This is a genomic window from Streptomyces sp. C36, assembly GCF_040932295.1.
In the GTDB taxonomy this organism is placed as follows: domain Bacteria; phylum Actinomycetota; class Actinomycetes; order Streptomycetales; family Streptomycetaceae; genus Streptomyces; species Streptomyces triculaminicus.
The window spans coordinates 272119-289788 of record NZ_JBFQGI010000002.1 but is presented as its reverse complement, the minus strand read 5'-3'; the positions used below and the strand labels follow the sequence as shown (position 1 = coordinate 289788).

The window sequence follows — 17670 nt, the reverse complement described above, 5'->3', positions numbered from 1 at the left end:
GGGCGGACCAGGTCGCTTTCGGGACCTGGTCGCCGGGCCCCGGGGTCAGGCGGACATCGGGCGCTGGACCTTGATCGACTGGAGGAGTCCGACCGCTATCCAGGCCGCGAACATCGACGATCCTCCGTAGGAGACGAAGGGCAGCGGGAGGCCGGTGACGGGCATGATCCCGAGCGTCATGCCGATGTTCTCGAAGCTCTGGAAGGCGAACCAGGCGATGATCCCGGCGGCCACGATGGTGCCGTAGAGCTCGGTGGTCTCGCGGGCGATGCGGCAGGCGCGCCACAGGACGACGCCCATCAGGAAGATGATGGCGCCTGCGCCGACGAAGCCGAGTTCCTCGCCGGCCACGGTGAAGATGAAGTCGGTCTGCTGTTCGGGCACGAACTGGCCGGTGGTCTGGGAGCCGTGGAAGAGGCCGGAGCCCATGAGGCCGCCGGAGCCGATGGCGATGCGGGCCTGGTTGGTGTTGTAGCCGACGCCGGCGGGGTCGAGGGCGGGGTTGGCGAAGGCGGCGAAGCGGTTGATCTGGTACTCGTCGAGGACGCCGAGCTGCCAGACCAGGACGCAGCCGATGACGCCCGTTCCGATGAGGCCCGCGATCCAGCGGTTGGAGGCGCCGGAGGCCAGCAGCACGGCGAGCACGATGACCACCAGGACCATGACCGAGCCGAGGTCGGGCATCAGCAGGATGATCACGATGGGCAGGGCGGCGAGGCCGAGGGCCTCCATGACGGTGCGGTGGTCGGGCTGGCGCCGGTCGCCGGCGTCGACCTTGCCGGCCAGCAGCATGGCCATGCCCAGGATGATGGTGATCTTCGTGAACTCGGAGGGCTGGATGGAGAAGCCGCCGCCGAGCTGGATCCAGGAGCGGGCGCCGTTGATGGTGGCGCCGAGCGGGGTGAGCACGGCGAGGATGAAGAGCACGGAGATGCCGTAGAGGATCGGCACGGCGCCGCGCAGCGCCCGGTGGCCGACCCAGACCGCGCCGAGGGCCAGGGCGAGGCCGATGCCGGTGTTGAGGATGTTGCGCAGCAGGAAGTAGTACGGGTCGCCCTGGTTGAGCTCGGTGCGGTTGCGGGTGGCGGAGTACACGAGCAGGGTGCCGATGCCGGACAGGGCGAGGGCGGCGAGCAGCATGACCCAGTCCAGGCGGCGCAGGACGGAGTCGCGGGCGGTGAGGCGGGACCAGGTGCCGCGCTCGGGGGTGAAGCGGCGTACGGGGTAGCCGCCGGCGGTGCTCACCGGTCGTCGTCCTCCTTCCGGTACGGGGACTGCTCCGGCGAGGCCGGGGCGTCCGAGGCCGGCGCGTCCGAGGGCGGGGCGGAGGAGCCGTCGGAGGCGGAGGCCGAGGGGGTGGGCGTGGGCGAGGCGATGGGCTGGGCCTCGATGGTGCCGTCCTTCTCGATGGTGGGCAGCTTGCTCTCGGGGTGCGGGAGCAGGGCCCTCTTCGCGTCGATCTTGCCCTTGTCGTCGGCTCCGTAGAGGGCGTTGTAGATCTTGCGGACGGCGGGGCCGGAGGCGCCGGAGCCGGTGCCGCCCTGGGAGATCGTCATGATGATCGTGTAGTCGGCGGTGTAGGTGGCGATCCACGAGGTGGTCTGCTTGCCGTAGACCTCGGCGGTGCCGGTCTTGGCGTGCATGGGGATCTCTTTCTGCGGCCAGCCCTCGAACCGCCAGGCGGCGGTGCCCCGGGTGGCGACCCCGGCGAGGGCGGCGTCGATCTGGTCCCGCGTCCCGGGGCCGAACGGCAGTTTGCCGTGGGATGTGGGCTTGATCTCGTGGACGCTGCGGCCGTCGGGGCTGATGACGGCCTTGCCGACGGTGGGGTTGTAGAGGGTGCCGCCGTTGCTGATGGCGGCGTAGATGGTGGCCATCTGGATGGGGGTGACGAGGGTGTCGCCCTGGCCGATGGAGTAGTTGACGGAGTCACCGGCGCGCATCCGCATGCCCGACTCGCAGTTCTCCTTGGCGATCTTCCCGGCGTAACTGTCGTCCTTGCCGCCCTGCTTGCACCAGATGTCCTTGTTGGCCTCCCAGTACGACTTCTTCCACTGGCGGTCGGGGACGCGGCCGCGGACCTCGTTGGGCAGGTCGATGCCGGTCTCCTTGGCGAGACCGAACTGGTGGGCGGTCTTGTAGAACCAGTCGCCGGGGTGCTTGGGCTTGTTGCCGCCGTCCTTCTGCCACTGGCGGTAGGCCAGGTCGTAGAAGACGGTGTCGCAGGAGACCTCCAGCGCCCGCCCGAGGTTGATGGGCCCGTAGCCCTTGGACTCGAAGTTCTTGAAGACCTGTCCGCCGATGTTGTACGCGCTGGAGCAGTTGTAGCTGCCGTTGAAGTCGTACCCGGCGTTGACGGCCGCCGTGGTGGAGATGACCTTGAAGATGGAGCCGGGGGCGGCCTGGCCCTGGATGGCGCGGTTGAGCAGCGGGTAGTCGGAGTCCTTGCCGGTGAGGTCCTGGTAGTCCTTGGCCGAGATGCCGCCCACCCAGGCGTTGGGGTCGTAGGTGGGGTTGGAGGCCATGGAGACGACGCGGCCGGTCTTGGACTCCAGCACCACGACGGCGCCGGAGTCGGCCTTGTAGGGGACGCCGGTGTTGCGGTCGATCTCCTTGCGGGCGTCCTTCATCGCCTGGTCCAGCTCACGTTCCGCTATGGCCTGCACCCGGGCGTCGATGCTGGTGACGATGTTGGCGCCGGGGACGGCCTTGTCGCTCTTGGCCTTGCCGATGACGCGGCCGAGGTTGTCGACCTCGTAGCGGGTGACGCCGGCCTTGCCGCGCAGCTCGGTGTCGTACTGCCGCTCGAGCCCCGAGCGGCCGATCTGGTCGGAGCGCAGCAGCGGGGAGCGGCCGTTCTTGGCCTTGGCGATCTCCTCGTCGGTGACGGGCGAGAGATAGCCGAGGACCTGGGCGGTGTTGGAGCCGCCCGGGCCGGCGTAGCGGCGTACGGCCGTGGGCTCGGCCGTGATGCCGGGGAAGTCCTCCTGGCGCTCGCGGATCTGCAGCGCCTGCTGGGTGGTGGCCTCGTCGGTGATGGGGATGGGCTGGTAGGGCGAGCCGGCCCAGCAGGGCTTGGGGGTCTTGGCGTCGCACAGCCGGACCTTGGCGGCGACCTCCTCGGGCTTGAGGCCCAGGACGCCGGCCAGGCGGGCCAGGACGGCCCGGCCCCTGTCCTTCATCTTCATCAGGTCGGTGCGGCTGGCGGAGACCACCAGGCGGGTCTCGTTGTCGGCGAGCGGCACACCGCGGGCGTCGAGGATCGAGCCGCGGGTGGCGGGGGCGACGACCTGCTGGATGTGGTTGTCGGCGGCTTCGGCGGTGTACTGGTCGCCGTTGCGGATCTGCAGGTACCACAGCCGCCCGCCGAGGGTGAGCAGCAGCGAGAAGACGAGGATCTGGATGACGACCAGCCGGATGGTGATGCGCGAGGTCCGCCCGGTCTCCGGGAGGTTGCTCACAGGCGCTTGACCCCCTTGATCCGCTTCGCGGGCCTGGGCATCAGGCCGGTGCGCCGGGCGCCCATCCGGCTCGTCCGGCCGCCCAGGCGGCTTCTGCGCTTCGGGCGGCTCATCCGGCCCATCCGGAAGCCGCCGGACCCGCGCTTGTACGCGCCGTCGCCGCCGGCCGCGACGGCCGTGCCGTCACCGGTGAGCGGGTCGGCGACCGTGCGCCGGGCGATCGCCATGATCAGCGGCACCGTGAAGGGCGCCAGCAGCAGGTCGTACAGCGCCGCGGTGGACACCAGCCCGGTCAGGCCCACATGGCGGGCCGCGGTGTCGCCGGCGAGGGAGCCGACGCCCGCGTACAGCAGCGTGGAGGCCACGGCCGCGCCGACGACCGCCAGCATGGGCACCGTGGCCGAGCGCAGCTGGCCGTTGTCCGGGCGGGCCAGGCCCACCAGATAGCCGATCAGGCACAGCACGAGGGCGTAGCGCCCGGTGGCGTGGTCGGCGGGCGGGGCGATGTCGGCCAGCAGGCCCGCGCAGAAGCCGATGAGGGCGCCGGCGGTGTGGCCGTAGACCAGGCCGAGGCCGACGACGACGAGCAGCAGCAGGTCGGGGACGGCGCCGGGGAGGTGGAGGCGGGCGAAGACGCTCACCTGCACCACGAGGGCCACCATCACGAGTACGGCCGAGAGCAGGATCCGGTTCAGGCGCATCGGTCAGTCCTGGGGTTTGGCGCTCGGGGAGGGGGTGACGGTGACGGTCACGGTGGGGGTGGGCTTGGGGGCCTCGGGTTTGGGCGGCAGGACGGTGTCGCGCGGGTCCTCGCGCGGCGCCTCGACGACGACGCCGACGAGGTCGAGCTTGCTGAAGCCGACGAAGGGGCGGACCTGCAGGGTGCGGGTCAGGCCGCCGCCGGCGGGCTCGACGCGGGTGACCTCGCCGACGGGAACGCCGGCGACGAAGGGCTTGTCCTTGCTGGAGCCGAAGGTGACCAGGCGGTCGCCCTCGTGGACGACGGCCTTGCCGTTGAGGAGTTCGACGCGCAGCAGCCGGTCTCCCTGGCCGCCGGCGAAGCCGATCTCGCCGGTCTTCTCCATGCGGGTGCCGACGGTGAACTTGGGGTCGCTGGCGAGCAGGACGGTGGCGGTGGAGGGGCCGACCGTGGTGACGCGTCCGACGAGACCGTCGCCGTTGAGCACGGTCATGTCGCGCTTGACGCCGTCGTTGGCGCCGACGTCGATGGTGACGGTCCATGAGAAGCCCTGCGCGGCTCCTATGGCGATGACCTGGGCGCCCTTGATGCCGTACTGGCCCCGGCCCGCCGTCTTGAGCATGGCGTCCAGCTCGCGCAGCCGGCCGCGGTTGCGGTCGCTGCTGCCCAGCCGTTGCTTGAGGGCGGTGTTCTCGCGCTCGAGCTCGGAGATCCGGCTGCTGCGGTCGCCCGAGTCCCGTACGGCCGCGATGGCGTCGCCGAACGGGTCCACGGCGGCGGCGACGCCCTCCTCCACCGGGCCGAAGACGGAGGCGGCCGCGTGCCGGGGGCCGTCGAGCGGGGACTGTTCACCGCCACGGATGTCGACCGTGATCAGCGCGAAGGCGATCGCGATCAGCAGCACCAGCAGCAGCCGGCTCTCTCGTGTGTCCCTCACGTGCGGCGGCGGGCCCTTCTCGTGGGACCGCCCGGCTGCGGGACCGGGCGGTCATCGGAAGCGTTCTGCCTGTATATCAGGTTGTTCCGGCGCCATCGGCGCGCCGGGAGCCGGGGGCGTGCGCCCTACCGGCGGGGCTGGGCGTCCAGCACCTGCTGGAGGGCCTCGAACTCCTCCACGCACTTGCCGGACCCCAGGGCGACGGAGTCCAGCGGGTCCTCGGCGATGTGGATCGGCATGCCGGTCTCGCGGCGCAGCCGCTCGTCGAGGCCGCGCAGGAGAGCGCCGCCGCCGGTGAGAACGATCCCGCGGTCCATCACGTCACCGGAGAGCTCCGGCGGGCACTTGTCGAGGGTGGTCTTGACCGCGTCGACGATGGAGTTGACGGGCTCCTCGATGGCCTTGCGGACCTCGGCGGCCGAGATGACGACGGTCTTGGGCAGGCCGCTGACGAGGTCACGACCGCGGATCTCGGTGTGCTCGTCCTGCTCGAGGTCGTAGGCCGAACCGATGGTGATCTTGATTTGTTCGGCGGTGCGCTCGCCCAGCAGGAGGGAGTACTCCTTCTTGATGTGCTGGATGATCGCGTTGTCGAGCTCGTCGCCGGCGACCCGGATGGACTGCGCGGTGACGATGCCGCCGAGGGAGATCACGGCGACCTCGGTGGTGCCGCCGCCGATGTCGACGACCATGTTGCCGGTCGCCTCGTGGACGGGCAGGCCCGAGCCGATGGCCGCGGCCATGGGCTCCTCGATGATGTGCACCTGCCGGGCGCCGGCCTGGGTGGAGGCCTCGATCACCGCACGCCGCTCGACCCCGGTGATACCGGAGGGCACGCAGACGACGACGCGCGGACGGGCCATCCAGCGGCGCTTGTGGATTTTGAGGATGAAGTAGCGGAGCATCCGCTCGGTGATCTCGAAGTCGGCGATGACGCCGTCCTTGAGGGGGCGGACCGCGACGATGTTGCCGGGGGTCCGGCCGATCATCTTCTTGGCTTCCGCCCCGACCGCGAGGATCCCGCCGGTGTTGGTATTGATCGCGACGACTGACGGCTCGTTGAGGACGATCCCGCGGCCTCTGACGTACACCAGCGTGTTGGCGGTCCCGAGGTCGACAGCCATGTCACGGCCGATGAACGACATGTTGTTCCCCATGAGGATACGTCTGGCCTTCCCAGTTTGAGCGAATGCTTACTTGAGGTCGGCAGGTGTGGTGCGCTGCGGGGCGCGGAGCTTCATCGTAGTCTCGCCCACTCGAACGTGGCGCGAGGGTTCCTCCGCCATTGTCGGCGGAACACGAGCCGCCCCCAGTAATGGTGACGTCGTGTCGGAGTGAGAGGTTCCCTCCTTCGGCGCGGCATATGCCAGAGGGCGACCGAAAAGAAATCGGTCGCCCCTGATCAGAATAGATGTTCCCCTGATCCGCTATCAGGCAAGGCCGGGAAAGAAAATCTTGATTTCCCGCTGTGCGGACTCCTCGGAGTCCGAGGCGTGGATGAGGTTCTCGCGCGTGATGGTGCCGAAGTCACCACGGATGGAGCCGGGAGCGGCCGAGATGGGGTCGGTCGGACCCGCCAGCGCCCGGACGCCCTCGATGACGCGCTCGCCCTCGACGACCAGGGCCACGACCGGGCCGGAGGACATGAAGCCCATCAGCGGCTCGTAGAACTCACGGCCGACGTGCTCGGCGTAGTGCTGCTCCAGCGTGGCGCGGTCCAGGGTGCGCAGCTCCAGCGCGCCGATCGTCCAGCCGGCCTTCCGCTCGATGCGGCCGATGATCTCGCCGATCAATCCACGGCGGATCGCGTCAGGCTTGAGAAGGACGAGGGTGCGCTGGCTCATACGTACGGCTCCTTGCGGGCAGGCGATCGGATGCGGTGGGGCGAAGGGTACAGGGACGCCCTCGCCCACCCACAACCGGACTAGGCGGCGTCCGCCGCGGCGGCCGCCGCGAAGCGCGCCTTCGCCTCGTCGACCTTGCGGCCGAAGTGGACCGAGGCCCACCACAGGCCGGCGAAGACCGCGCCGAGGATGAACATCGTCGGGACGACCAGGCCGCTGGCGATCAGCCCGATCTGCAGCGCCCAGCCCAGCTGGACGCCGCCCGGCCGGGTGAGCATCCCGCACAGCAGCACGCTCAGCACCATCGCGGTGCCGCTGACGGCCCAGACCGTGCCCGTGGACAGGTCCGAGGTCTGCATCGCCACCAGGCCGGCGAAGCCGATGACGAAGAATTCACCGATCAGAGTGCTCGCGCACAGCGTCCGCATGTCAGCCCCTTCCGAGCAGCAGCCGGGCCTCGCCGACCGTGATCACCGAACCGGTCACCAGAACGCCGGCGCCGGAGTATTCGCTCTCCTCCTCCGCGAGGGTGATCGCGGCCTCGAGGGCGTCGTCCAGGCGCGGCTCGACCTGCACGCGCTCGGAGCCGAAGACCTCGACGGCCAGCGCCGCCAGCTCGTCGACGTCCATGGCGCGCGGGGTGGAGTTCCGGGTGACGACGACCTCGGCGAAGATCGGCTCGAAGGCCTCCAGCAGGCCGCGCACGTCCTTGTCGGCGCTGGTGCCGACGACGCCGATGAGGCGGCTGAAGCCGAAGGCCTCGGTGATGCCGTCGGCGGTGACGGCGGCGCCCGCCGGGTTGTGCGCGGCGTCCAGGACGACCGTGGGGCTGCGGCGTACGACCTCGAGCCGGCCCGGCGAGGTGACGGAGGCGAAGGCGCGGCGGACGGTGTCGATGTCGAGCGTGCGGGCGTGCTGCGAGCCGATGCCGAAGAACGCCTCGACGGCGGCGAGCGCGACGGCGGCGTTGTGCGCCTGGTGGGCGCCGTAGAGGGGGAGGAAGAGTTCCTCGTAGTCGCCGCCGAGGCCGCGCAGGGTCAGCAGCTGGCCGCCGACGGCGACCTCGCGGGCGGTGACGCCGAACTCCATGCCCTCGCGGGCGACCGTGGCGTCGACGTCGACGGAGTGCTTGAGCAGCACCTGGGCCGCGTCCACCGGCTGCTGGGCGAGCACGACGGTGGCGCCGGACTTGATGATCCCGGCCTTCTCGCGGGCGATGTCGCCGGGGGTGGAGCCGAGCCGGTCGGTGTGGTCGAGCGAGATGGGGGTGACGACGGCGACGGAGCCGTCGATGACGTTGGTGGCGTCCCAGGTGCCGCCCATGCCGACCTCGACGACGGCGACGTCGACGGGGGCGTCGGCGAAGGCCGCGTAGGCCATGCCCGTGAGAACCTCGAAGAAGGAGAGGCGGTGCTCCTCGCGCTCGTCCACCATCCGGACGTACGGCTCGATGTCGCGGTAGGTCTCGATGAAGCGCTCGGCGGCGATCGGGGCGCCGTCCAGGCTGATGCGCTCGGTGACGGACTGGACGTGGGGGCTGGTGTAGCGGCCGGTGCGCAGGTCGAAGGCGGCCAGGAGGGCCTCGATCATGCGGGCGGTGCTGGTCTTGCCGTTGGTGCCGGTGATGTGGATCGAGGGGTAGGCGCGCTGCGGCTGGCCCAGGATGTCCATCAGGGCTTCCACGCGGACCAGCGAGGGGTCCAGCTTGGTCTCGCCCCAGCGGCCCGCGAGCTCGGTCTCCACCTCGCGCAGCGCCCGGTCCACCTCGGGGTCCTCCGGGCGGGCGGGTACGCCGTCGCCCTGCGGGGGGCCGCCCTGGGTGCGCAGGGTGCGGCTTCCGGCCTCGATCACGGCCAGGTCGGGGTCGCGGTCGGTCTCGGCTTCGACGATCTCCTCGAACCGGTCACCCGGACCGGTTTCGCCGGATTCGCCGGGTTCGATATCGCCGTTGTCGTCGTTCAGGGGGCGCTCGCTCACGGCGCCCAGTCTACGGACAGGGGGCGCGCGGAGGGCCGGGGCACCCGCCGGGGCATCGGGAGCGCGCGCATCCGCTTTGGCATACGGTTTTTCCGAAAGATCCGTTGAGTGCGTTTCCGACGGGCGTTCGGCAGGTGAGAGCCATGGGGTCCGAGGACCGGGACCGGCTCCAGGCGGTCCTGGAGGCGCTGCCCGCCGGCGCGGTGCTGCAGAGCCCGTCCGACGAGGTGCTGGCGGTCAACCGGAGGTTCACCGCCATGTTCGGCACGGACGGCGGGGCCGGCCTCTCCCCCGGCCGGCACGTCCACCGGGTGGCCGAGATCCGGCTCGAGGACGGGCGCGTCGTCCGGCGGGTGGTCGAGCCGCTGCGCAGGAACGGCGCCTACCTGGGCGCCCTGTGGATGTTCACGGACATCAGCGACGCCAAGCGGCGCGAGCGCGACCTGGAGCGCGACAACCGGGCGCTGACGGAGCTGGCCCGGCAGCGCAACACCTTCACCGCGGCCGCCTCCCACGAACTGCGCACCCCGCTCACCTCCATCAGCAGCTTCGGCGAGCTGCTGGCGGACCCGGCCTTCGGCACCCTCACCGCCGAGCAGGCCTCCTTCCTCGACGCCATCCGGCGCAACGCCGGGCGGATGCAGCGGGTGATCTCCGACCTGCTGCTGACCACCCGCCTGCGGGCCTCCGGGCCGGAGCTGGAGTTCGCTCCCGTGGACGTGCCGCGCATGCTGCAGGACGCCGTCATGGACCAGATGGGGGCGATCGAGCGGGCGGGCCTGTTCGCCGTGCTGGACTGCGCGAGCGGCCCCGCGCTGCGCGGCGACGGGCACCGGCTGCGGCATGTGCTGGGCAACCTGCTGGAGAACGCCGCGAAGTTCACCCCGCCCGGCGGCGACATCACCGTCACGGCCGCCCCGCGCGGCCCCTACTGGGACATCGAGGTGGCCGACACCGGCATCGGCATCCCCGAGGAGGCCCGCCACGAGATCTTCACCGGCTTCGTCCGGGCGTCCAACGCCCGCTCCGGCGGCTACCCCGGGACGGGGCTGGGCCTGGCCATCGGGCGCAGCGTCGTCGAGCAGCACGGCGGCGCCATCTCGGCCGGGGGCCGGGAGGGGGAAGGGGCCGTCTTCCGCGTCCGGCTGCCGATCGCGGGGCCGCCGCCCACCGGCCGGGAGGACGCGTGACCGGCCCCCGGCCCGGGAGGGCGCATGATCCGTACCCCCGCCCCGGAGGGCGCATGACCCGCATCCTCGTCGTGGAGGACGACCCCGACCTCGGCCTCGCCCTGCGCGTGCTGCTCACCCGCGCCGGCTACGAGGTGGCCCACGCCGACGACGGCCGCGAGGCCCTGCGGCTGCTGTTCGCCGAGCGGCCGGGCCTGCTGCTCCTGGACATCGGGCTGCCCGGCCTCGACGGCTGGGAGGTGCTCGAGCGCACCCGGGACATGAGCGACCTGCCCGTGCTGCTGCTCACGGCCCGGGGCGCCGAGAGCGACCGCGTGCGCGGCCTGCGCGCCGGCGCGGACGACTATCTGCCCAAGCCGTTCGGCAACGACGAGCTGCTGGCCCGGGTCGAGGCCCTGCTGCGGCGCAGCGCGCCCACCCGCTGGGCGGGCGACTCCTTCGGCGGCGACGGGCTGCGGCTGGTGCCCGAGCGGCGCTCGGCGGTGTGGCAGGGGCACGAGGCACGGCTCAGCGACATCGAGTACCGGCTGCTGCAGGTGCTCGTCCGCAACCGGGGCCGGGTGATCACCACCGATCAGTTGCTCGACCGGGTGTGGGACGACCCGGAGGGCACGGGCCGGGAGCGGGTGAAGTTCGCGGTGCTGCGGCTGCGGCGCAAGCTGCGCCAGGCCGCCGGGGACGAGGCCGCCGACCCGCTGGAGGCCGTGCGCGGCCTGGGCTACCGCTACCGCGCGCCGGACGGGCCGGCGGGCGGGGAGCACGGGGGCGCGGGAGGGGGCGGAGGAGGGGACGAAGGCCTCTGACCCGACAGGGACGAAGGTCCCTGACCCGGCCGGGACCTAGGTCATCGATCATCCGGTCGCAACCGTCCGGCAACCGAAGTCCCCCCGGAAGGGCAACCGAGGAACCGCAGGCTCTGGTGCTGTCCCCACACGCCAGCAGCCTCAGGAGTCCCTCGTGCAGCCCCTGCCCCCGCGGAGTGTCGCCGTCGTCCTCGGTACCCGTCCCGAGCTCGTCAAGCTCACCGACCTCGTGCGCCTGCTGGGCCCGGCGGCCCACCTGGTGCACACGGGACAGCACTACGACGAGGAGCTGTCGGGCCGCTTCCTGACCGATCTGGGCCTGCCGGAGCCGACCTTCCTGACCGGCGTCGGCGGTCGTCCGCGCGCGGTGCAGATATCCGCCGCCCTCGCCCAGCTCGACGCGCTCTTCACCGCCGAGCCGCCGCTGGCCGTCGTCGTGCAGGGCGACACCAACGCCGCTCTCGCCGGTGCCCTGGCCGCCAACGCCCGCGGCATCCCCCTGGTGCACGTCGAGGCCGGCCTGCGCAGCCACGACCGCGCCATGCCCGAGGAGCACAACCGGGTCCTGATCGACCGCGTCGCCGACGTGCTGTGCGCCGCCACCGAGGACAACCGGGCGAACCTGCTCGCCGAGGGCGTCGCCGACGCCCGCATCGCCGTCACCGGCAACACCGTCGTCGAGGCCGTACGCAACCAGCTGCCCGGCGAGCGGGAGCGCGCGGCGCTCCTGGCCCGGCAGGGTCTCGTGGCCGACGGCTACGTCCTGGCCACCGTGCACCGGCCCGAGAACACCGATTCGGCCGAGGCGCTGCGGGCGATCCTGCGCGAGCTGGGCGCCCTCGCCACCGCCGACCGCCCGGTCGTGCTGCCGCTGCACCCGCGCACCCGGGCCCGCGTGGAGGCCGCCGGCCTCACGGACCTGCTGGCCCCGCTCACGGTGACCGCGCCCCTGGGCTACTCCGAGTTCCTCGCGCTGGCCCGCCACTCGGCGCTGCTGGTGTCCGACTCCGGCGGCATCCAGGAGGAGTGCACGGTCCTGGGCCGCCCGCTGGTGGTCGTCCGCCGCTCCACGGAGCGGCAGGAGGCCATGGCCGACTTCGCGGACCTGGTCGAGCCGGGCGCCGCCATCGGCGCGGCCGCGCGCCGCCGGCTGGCCTCCGGCACGCGGGAACTGGAGCGCCTGGCCGCCCTGCCGAGCCCCTTCGGGGACGGGCTGGCGTCGGAGCGCATCGTGGCGCTGCTGGTCGCGATCGGCGCGCCGGAGCAGCTGGCGGCCGCGGCGTAGGACGCCTTCCGGCCCAGCCCGCCCGTACCGCCCGCCCCACGCGTTCCAGGAGTCTCGCCCCCGCATGTTCTCCAACCCCTTCCTCCTCGCCTTCCCCTTCTTCCTCCTGCTGTGCTTCCTGCTCTACTGGGCGGGCGCGCGCCATGCCTACCTGCGCCGCCCCGCCGTCGAGGACGGCGACCCGCACGCCTTCGACTGGCACTTCTTCGTCCCCTGCCGGGACGAGGAGGCCGTGGTCGGCACCACCGTGAGCCGGCTGCGCGCCGACCACCCGGGCGCCCATGTGTGGGTCATCGACGACGACAGCGACGACCGCACCGGCGCGATCGTCGCCGCGCTGGCCGACGAGGACCGCCGCGTCCACCTCGTCCGCCGCCACCGCCCCCACGCCCGCCAGGGCAAGGGCGCGGCCCTGAACGCCGCGTACGACGAGCTGAACCAGTTCCTGTCCAAGGACGTCGACCGCGAGCGCGCCGTGGTGTGCGTCATCGACGCGGACGGACAGCTCGACCCCCACGCCCTGGCCCGCGTCTCCGGCCCGCAGGGCTTCGGCGACCCGGAGACCGGCGGCGTGCAGGTCAGCGTCCGGATGCGCAACACCGACGACCCGCGCCCGCTGCCCGACCGCGGTCGGATCGCCAACGCCTTCGCCCGCCTCCTGGTGCGCATGCAGGACATGGAGTTCTCCGTCTCCAACGCCGGCATGCAGCTGCTGCGCGGCCGCACCGGCTCCGTGGGCCTCGGCGGCAACGGCCAGTTCACCCGGCTGGCCTCGCTCGACCGCATCGCCGCCGCCGAACGCCGCCCCTGGCAGCGCGGCGCGCTGCTGGAGGACTACGAGCTGGGCCTGCACATGACCCTCACCGGCGACCGGATAACCCACATAGCCGACACCTGGGTCTCCCAGGAGGGCCTGCCGCACGGCCGCCGCTTCCTGACCCAGCGCACCCGCTGGGCACAGGGCAACCTGCAGTGCGTCCGCTACGCGCCGCGCATCGTCTCCTCCCGCCACTACGGCGGCAAGGGCGTGCTGGAGACCCTCTACACCTTCCTGCAGCCCGTGGCCCACCTGGTCACGCTCGCGCTGTGCGCCGTGATGTTCGCGCTGCTCGGCCTGACGGCCGCTCAGGACGGCGTGGACGAGGCCTTCGGCGGCATGCTGGAGCTGTGGCCGCTGGTGCTGGCGCTGGCCGTGGTGTCCGTAACGCCGTTCGTGCTCTGGGGCCCGGTCTACCGTCGCGACCGCGCGTCCGACCGGTCGCTGCTGACCGCCCTGCTGTGGGGACTGGCACTGTGGCTGTACGCGTACCACCTCTTCCCGGCGTCCGCGCGCGGCTTCGCGCGGATGCTGCGCGGCCGCAACGGCTGGGCCAAGACGCGGCGCAACGCCGAGCGCGTGGAGTCGGGCCCCGTGGCCATCGAGGCCTGAGCCTCCATCACGAGTCCATGCCATGAGTTCGGTCACAGAATCGGCCGACGAGGCAACTTCACGTTCCGTTCCGTCATCTGACCGCCGGTGATATTTATGCCCGGAACGGTTCCGGGTGGCGGAACGGAGCGTTGTGCGAATACCGGAACTCAGCTCGCGGATGCACTTGCTGCTGCTCACCGCGTGGGCAGTGCTCTGGTTCATCGTCGTGGAGCCCAGCGGCGGCTTCTCCTGGCACTACCTGCGCACCGGCGGTGAGCTGATCTACGAGGGCGGCTCCTCGGGCGACGGCGGACTCAACCTCTACGCCCGCCACCCCGAGCTGCAGATGGGCCCCATCAGCTTCCTGGTGGCGGGGCTGTTCAACCCCTTCCCGGCCGAGGTCGGGCAGGTGCTGGCCGAGGCGTTCATGTCGGGCCTGGGCCTGGTGATCCTGGTCCTCGCCGGACGCAGCGCCGCCCGCCACTTCCTGGGCACCGGCACCAACCACCAGCGGCTGCGGCAGCGGGTGCTCGTCGCGGGCCTGGCCTTCATCCCCATGTGGATCGAGGTCTCGGTCCGCTTCGCCCATCTGGACGACGTCCTCGCGCTGTTCTTCACCGCCCTCGCGGTGTACTGCCTCACGCGCTGCAACGCGGCGGGCACCGGCATCTGCATGGCCCTGGCCCTGGACTCCAAGCCCACCGCGCTGGCGTTCCTGCCGCTGCTGCTGGCCCTGCCCAAGGAGCGGTGGCTGCGCGCGGGCCTGTGGTGCGTGGGCCTGGTGGCGGTGGCGTGGCTGCCGTTCTTCGTCGTCGACCCGCACTCGTTCGCCGCGGCGAAGTTCACCATCCCCAACAACCCGGCGTCCGCCCTGCGCTGGCTGGGCGCCAACGACCCGGAAACCCCGAACTGGGCCCGGCCCGCCCAGGCCGCGCTGGGCCTGGGCCTCGGCGCGATCGCCGTCTGGCGCGGCAGATGGGCGGCGGTGGTGCTGCTGGGCGCCAACGCCCGGATCGTCCTCGACCCCAGCGTCTACACCTACTACACCGCCTCCGTGCTGCTGGGCACGCTGCTGTGGGACGTGTGCGGCCAGCGGCGGCTGGTGCCGTGGTGGAGCTGGATCGCGCTGCTGGTGCTCTACGGCAGCGTGTTCGCCGTGCCGGACGAGTCGGCCAAGGGCCTGATCCGGCTGGGGTTCGTGGTGGTGTCGACGGCCTACGTGCTCTTCGCGCCCGTACGCGACCGCCGGGACCGGAACCAGCACAGGCCCCTCGACCCGGGGGACGAGGAGCCTGTGGAGGGGCCGTGGGGCCCCATGTGGGATCCGGGACGTACGAGGCCGTGGGCGCGCCCGGGCCGTGAAAGGCCCTGGGCGCGCTAGCGCTCGTGGCGCCGCCCGGGGGCGTCAGCCCTTGGGCAGGCCCTCGAGCTGGGCGGTGATCCGCTCGATGTCGGCCTCGGCCGTCTCCAGCCGCTTGCGGATCTTCTCCACGGCGGCCTCGGCGGCCTTGGCGAGGAACGCCTCGTTGCCCAGCTTGGCCGTGGACTGCGCCTTGTCCTTCTCGGCCGCGGCCAGCGCCTTGGCCAGACGCTTGCGCTCGGCCTCGACGTCGATCGTGCCGGACAGGTCGAGGGCGACCGTGGCGCCGGCGATCGGCAGGGTCGCGGTGGCCTGGAAGCCGTCCTCGGCCGGCTGCAGGCGCAGCAGCTGACGGATCGCGCCCTCGTGGGCGGCCAGCGACGTGCCCGACAGGTCGAGCGTCGCCGGGACGCGCTGACCGGGCTGCAGGCCCTGGTCGGCGCGGAAGCGGCGGACCTCGGTGATCACCTGCTGGAGGTTCTCGATCTCGGCCTCGGCGGCGGCGTCACGGAAGCCACTGTCCTTGGGCCAGTCGGCGATGACGACCGACTCCTTGCCCGTGAGTGTGGTCCACAGCGTCTCGGTCACGAAGGGCATGACCGGGTGCAGCAGCTTGAGCGTGACGTCCAGGACCTCGCCGAGCACGCGCGCCGAGACCTTGGCCGGCTCGCCGCCGCCCATGAACGTGGTCTTGGACAGCTCGACGTACCAGTCGAAGACCTCGTCCCACGCGAAGTGGTAGAGGGCGTCGGTGAGCTTCGAGAACTGGTAGTCGTCGTAGTAGGCGTCGGCCTCGGCGATGGTGGCGTTGAGCCGGGAGAGGATCCAGCGGTCGGTGGCCGACAGCTCCTCGGCCGGCGGCAGCTCGCCCTCGAGCGTGGCGCCGTTCATCAGCGCGAAGCGGGTGGCGTTCCAGATCTTGTTGGCGAAGTTGCGGGACGCCTGGACCCAGTCCTCGCCGATCGGCACGTCCGTGCCCGGGTTCGCGCCCTTGGCCAGGGTGAAGCGGACGGCGTCGGAGCCGTACTGGTCCATCCAGTCCAGGGGGTCGACGGCGGTGCCCGACGACTTCGACATCTTCTTGCCGAACTGGTCGCGGACCAGACCGGTGAGCGCGATCGTGTGGAACGGCGGCTCGCCGTCCATCGCGTACAGGCCGAACATCATCATCCGGGCGACCCAGAAGAAGATGATGTCGTGGCCCGTGACCAGGACGTCGGTGGCGTAGAACTTCTCCAGGTCCGGGGTCTTCGCCGGCCAGCCGAGCGTGGAGAACGGCCACAGGCCGGAGGAGAACCAGGTGTCCAGGACGTCCGGGTCCTGGGTCCAGCCCTCGCCGGACGGCGGCTGCTCGTCGGGGCCGACGCAGACGGTCTCGCCGTCGGGGCCGTACCAGACGGGGATGCGGTGACCCCACCACAGCTGGCGCGAGATGCACCAGTCGTGCATGTTGTCGACCCAGTCGAAGTAGCGCTTCGACATGTCCGCCGGGTGGATGGCGACCTTGCCGTCGCGGACGGCGTCGCCGGCCGCCTGGGCGAGCGGCTCGACCTTGACCCACCACTGCATGGACAGGCGCGGCTCGAGCGTCGTCTTGCAGCGCGAGCAGTGACCGACGGAGTGGACGTAGGGGCGCTTCTCGGCCACGATCCGGCCCTCGGCGCGCAGGGCGCCGACGATGGCGGAGCGGGCCTCGAAGCGGTCCAGGCCGAGGAACGGGCCGTGGACGGTGATGATGCCGCGCTCGTCCATGACGGTCATCGACTCGAGGCCGTGGCGCTGGCCGATCGCGAAGTCGTTGGGGTCGTGCGCGGGCGTGACCTTGACGGCACCGGTGCCGAACTCGGGGTCGACGTGGGTGTCGGCGACCACCGGGATCGTGCGGTCGGTCAGCGGCAGCTTGATCCGCTTGCCGACGAGGTGGGCGTAGCGCTCGTCCTCGGGGTGGACGGCCACGGCGGTGTCGCCGAGCATCGTCTCGGCGCGGGTCGTGGCGACGACCAGCGTCTCGTCACCCTCGCCGTAGGTGATGGAGACGAGCTCGCCGTCGTCGTCCTGGTACTCGACCTCGATGTCGGAGATCGCGGTGAGGCAGCGGGGGCACCAGTTGATGATGCGCTCGGCGCGGTAGATCAGCTCGTCGTCGTAGAGCTTCTTGAAGATCGTCTGGACGGCCTTGGAGAGGCCCTCGTCCATGGTGAAGCGCTCACGGCTCCAGTCGACGCCGTCACCCAGACGACGCATCTGGCCGAGGATCTTGCCGCCGTACTCCTCCTTCCACTGCCAGACGCGCTCGGTGAACGCCTCACGGCCCAGGTCGTGGCGGGAGACGCCCTCCTTGCCGAGCTCACGCTCGACCACGTTCTGCGTGGCGATGCCGGCGTGGTCCATGCCCGGCAGCCACAGCGCCTCGAAGCCCTGCATGCGCTTGCGCCGGGTGAGGGCGTCCATGAGCGTGTGCTGGAAGGCGTGGCCCAGGTGGAGCGAGCCGGTGACGTTCGGCGGGGGGATGACGATGGTGTACGGGGGCTTCTCGCTCTTGGCGTCGGCCGTGAAGTAACCGCGCTCTACCCAGCGCTCGTACAGCGGTCCCTCTACCGCGGCCGGCGCGTACTGGGTCGGCAGTTCGGGGGCGCTGTCTGGTGTCTGCTGAGTGTTCTCGGTCACGGGGGGAATTCTACGGGGCGGGGGTGACAGCTCAC

14 protein-coding genes are annotated in these 17670 nt (G+C 71.6%); 5 read left to right on the top strand and 9 right to left on the bottom strand.

Features of this window, described 5'->3' with window-relative positions:
* Positions 1-45: 45 nt before the first annotated feature.
* The 8 genes from rodA to AB4K12_RS06780 form a co-directional block, all read right to left on the bottom strand.
* Positions 46-1245 (bottom strand): rod shape-determining protein RodA, encoded by a 1200-nt coding sequence (gene rodA, locus AB4K12_RS06815; protein ID WP_086568914.1) that lies wholly within the window; start codon positions 1243-1245, stop codon positions 46-48.
* A complete protein-coding gene (gene mrdA / locus AB4K12_RS06810; protein ID WP_368433355.1) occupies positions 1242-3461 on the bottom strand; it encodes a penicillin-binding protein 2 in 2220 nt (739 codons plus the stop codon). The genes rodA and mrdA overlap by 4 nt, the downstream gene beginning before the upstream one ends.
* Positions 3458-4162, bottom strand: coding sequence for a rod shape-determining protein MreD (gene mreD, locus AB4K12_RS06805; protein ID WP_368433354.1), 705 nt, complete (start codon positions 4160-4162; stop codon positions 3458-3460). The genes mrdA and mreD overlap by 4 nt, the downstream gene beginning before the upstream one ends.
* Before the next feature lie 3 nt (positions 4163-4165).
* Complete coding sequence (mreC, locus tag AB4K12_RS06800; protein ID WP_368433353.1) at positions 4166-5098, bottom strand: rod shape-determining protein MreC; 933 nt, start codon at positions 5096-5098, stop codon at positions 4166-4168.
* 125 nt (positions 5099-5223) lie between these two features.
* Positions 5224-6243: a rod shape-determining protein gene (locus AB4K12_RS06795; protein WP_004950903.1), complete on the bottom strand. Its 1020-nt coding sequence runs from the start codon at positions 6241-6243 to the stop codon at positions 5224-5226.
* Between the two features lie 285 nt (positions 6244-6528).
* On the bottom strand, positions 6529-6942 hold the full coding sequence (gene ndk / locus AB4K12_RS06790) for a nucleoside-diphosphate kinase (RefSeq protein WP_086575476.1): 414 nt from the start codon (positions 6940-6942) through the stop codon (positions 6529-6531).
* Positions 6943-7022: 80 nt separating this feature from the next.
* Positions 7023-7370 carry a DUF4233 domain-containing protein gene (locus tag AB4K12_RS06785; protein WP_086575478.1) on the bottom strand — a complete coding sequence of 116 codons (348 nt, stop codon included), beginning with the start codon at positions 7368-7370 and terminating at the stop codon, positions 7023-7025.
* A gap of 1 nt (position 7371) precedes the next feature.
* Positions 7372-8883: a folylpolyglutamate synthase/dihydrofolate synthase family protein gene (locus AB4K12_RS06780; RefSeq protein WP_368433825.1), complete on the bottom strand. Its 1512-nt coding sequence runs from the start codon at positions 8881-8883 to the stop codon at positions 7372-7374.
* Between the two features lie 179 nt (positions 8884-9062).
* Between AB4K12_RS06780 and AB4K12_RS06775 the strand changes: the two genes are divergently transcribed.
* The 5 genes from AB4K12_RS06775 to AB4K12_RS06755 all read left to right on the top strand — a co-directional run bounded on the left by AB4K12_RS06775 (position 9063) and on the right by AB4K12_RS06755 (position 14989).
* Positions 9063-10109: a sensor histidine kinase gene (locus AB4K12_RS06775; RefSeq protein ID WP_368433352.1), complete on the top strand. Its 1047-nt coding sequence runs from the start codon at positions 9063-9065 to the stop codon at positions 10107-10109.
* A 53-nt stretch (positions 10110-10162) separates the two neighbouring features.
* Positions 10163-10912: a response regulator transcription factor gene (locus AB4K12_RS06770; protein WP_368433351.1), complete on the top strand. Its 750-nt coding sequence runs from the start codon at positions 10163-10165 to the stop codon at positions 10910-10912.
* A gap of 154 nt (positions 10913-11066) precedes the next feature.
* Positions 11067-12197 carry a non-hydrolyzing UDP-N-acetylglucosamine 2-epimerase gene (gene wecB, locus AB4K12_RS06765; protein ID WP_368433350.1) on the top strand — a complete coding sequence of 377 codons (1131 nt, stop codon included), beginning with the start codon at positions 11067-11069 and terminating at the stop codon, positions 12195-12197.
* A gap of 64 nt (positions 12198-12261) precedes the next feature.
* Entirely contained in the window at positions 12262-13626 is a 1365-nt protein-coding gene (locus tag AB4K12_RS06760; protein ID WP_368433349.1) for a glycosyltransferase, read from the top strand.
* A 160-nt stretch (positions 13627-13786) separates the two neighbouring features.
* Complete coding sequence (locus AB4K12_RS06755; RefSeq protein WP_368433824.1) at positions 13787-14989, top strand: hypothetical protein; 1203 nt, start codon at positions 13787-13789, stop codon at positions 14987-14989.
* 24 nt (positions 14990-15013) lie between these two features.
* Here the strand turns inward: AB4K12_RS06755 and AB4K12_RS06750 are convergent, their stop codons facing one another.
* On the bottom strand, positions 15014-17635 hold the full coding sequence (locus AB4K12_RS06750) for a valine--tRNA ligase (RefSeq protein WP_207248654.1): 2622 nt from the start codon (positions 17633-17635) through the stop codon (positions 15014-15016).
* Between the last annotated feature and the right edge of the window lie 35 nt (positions 17636-17670).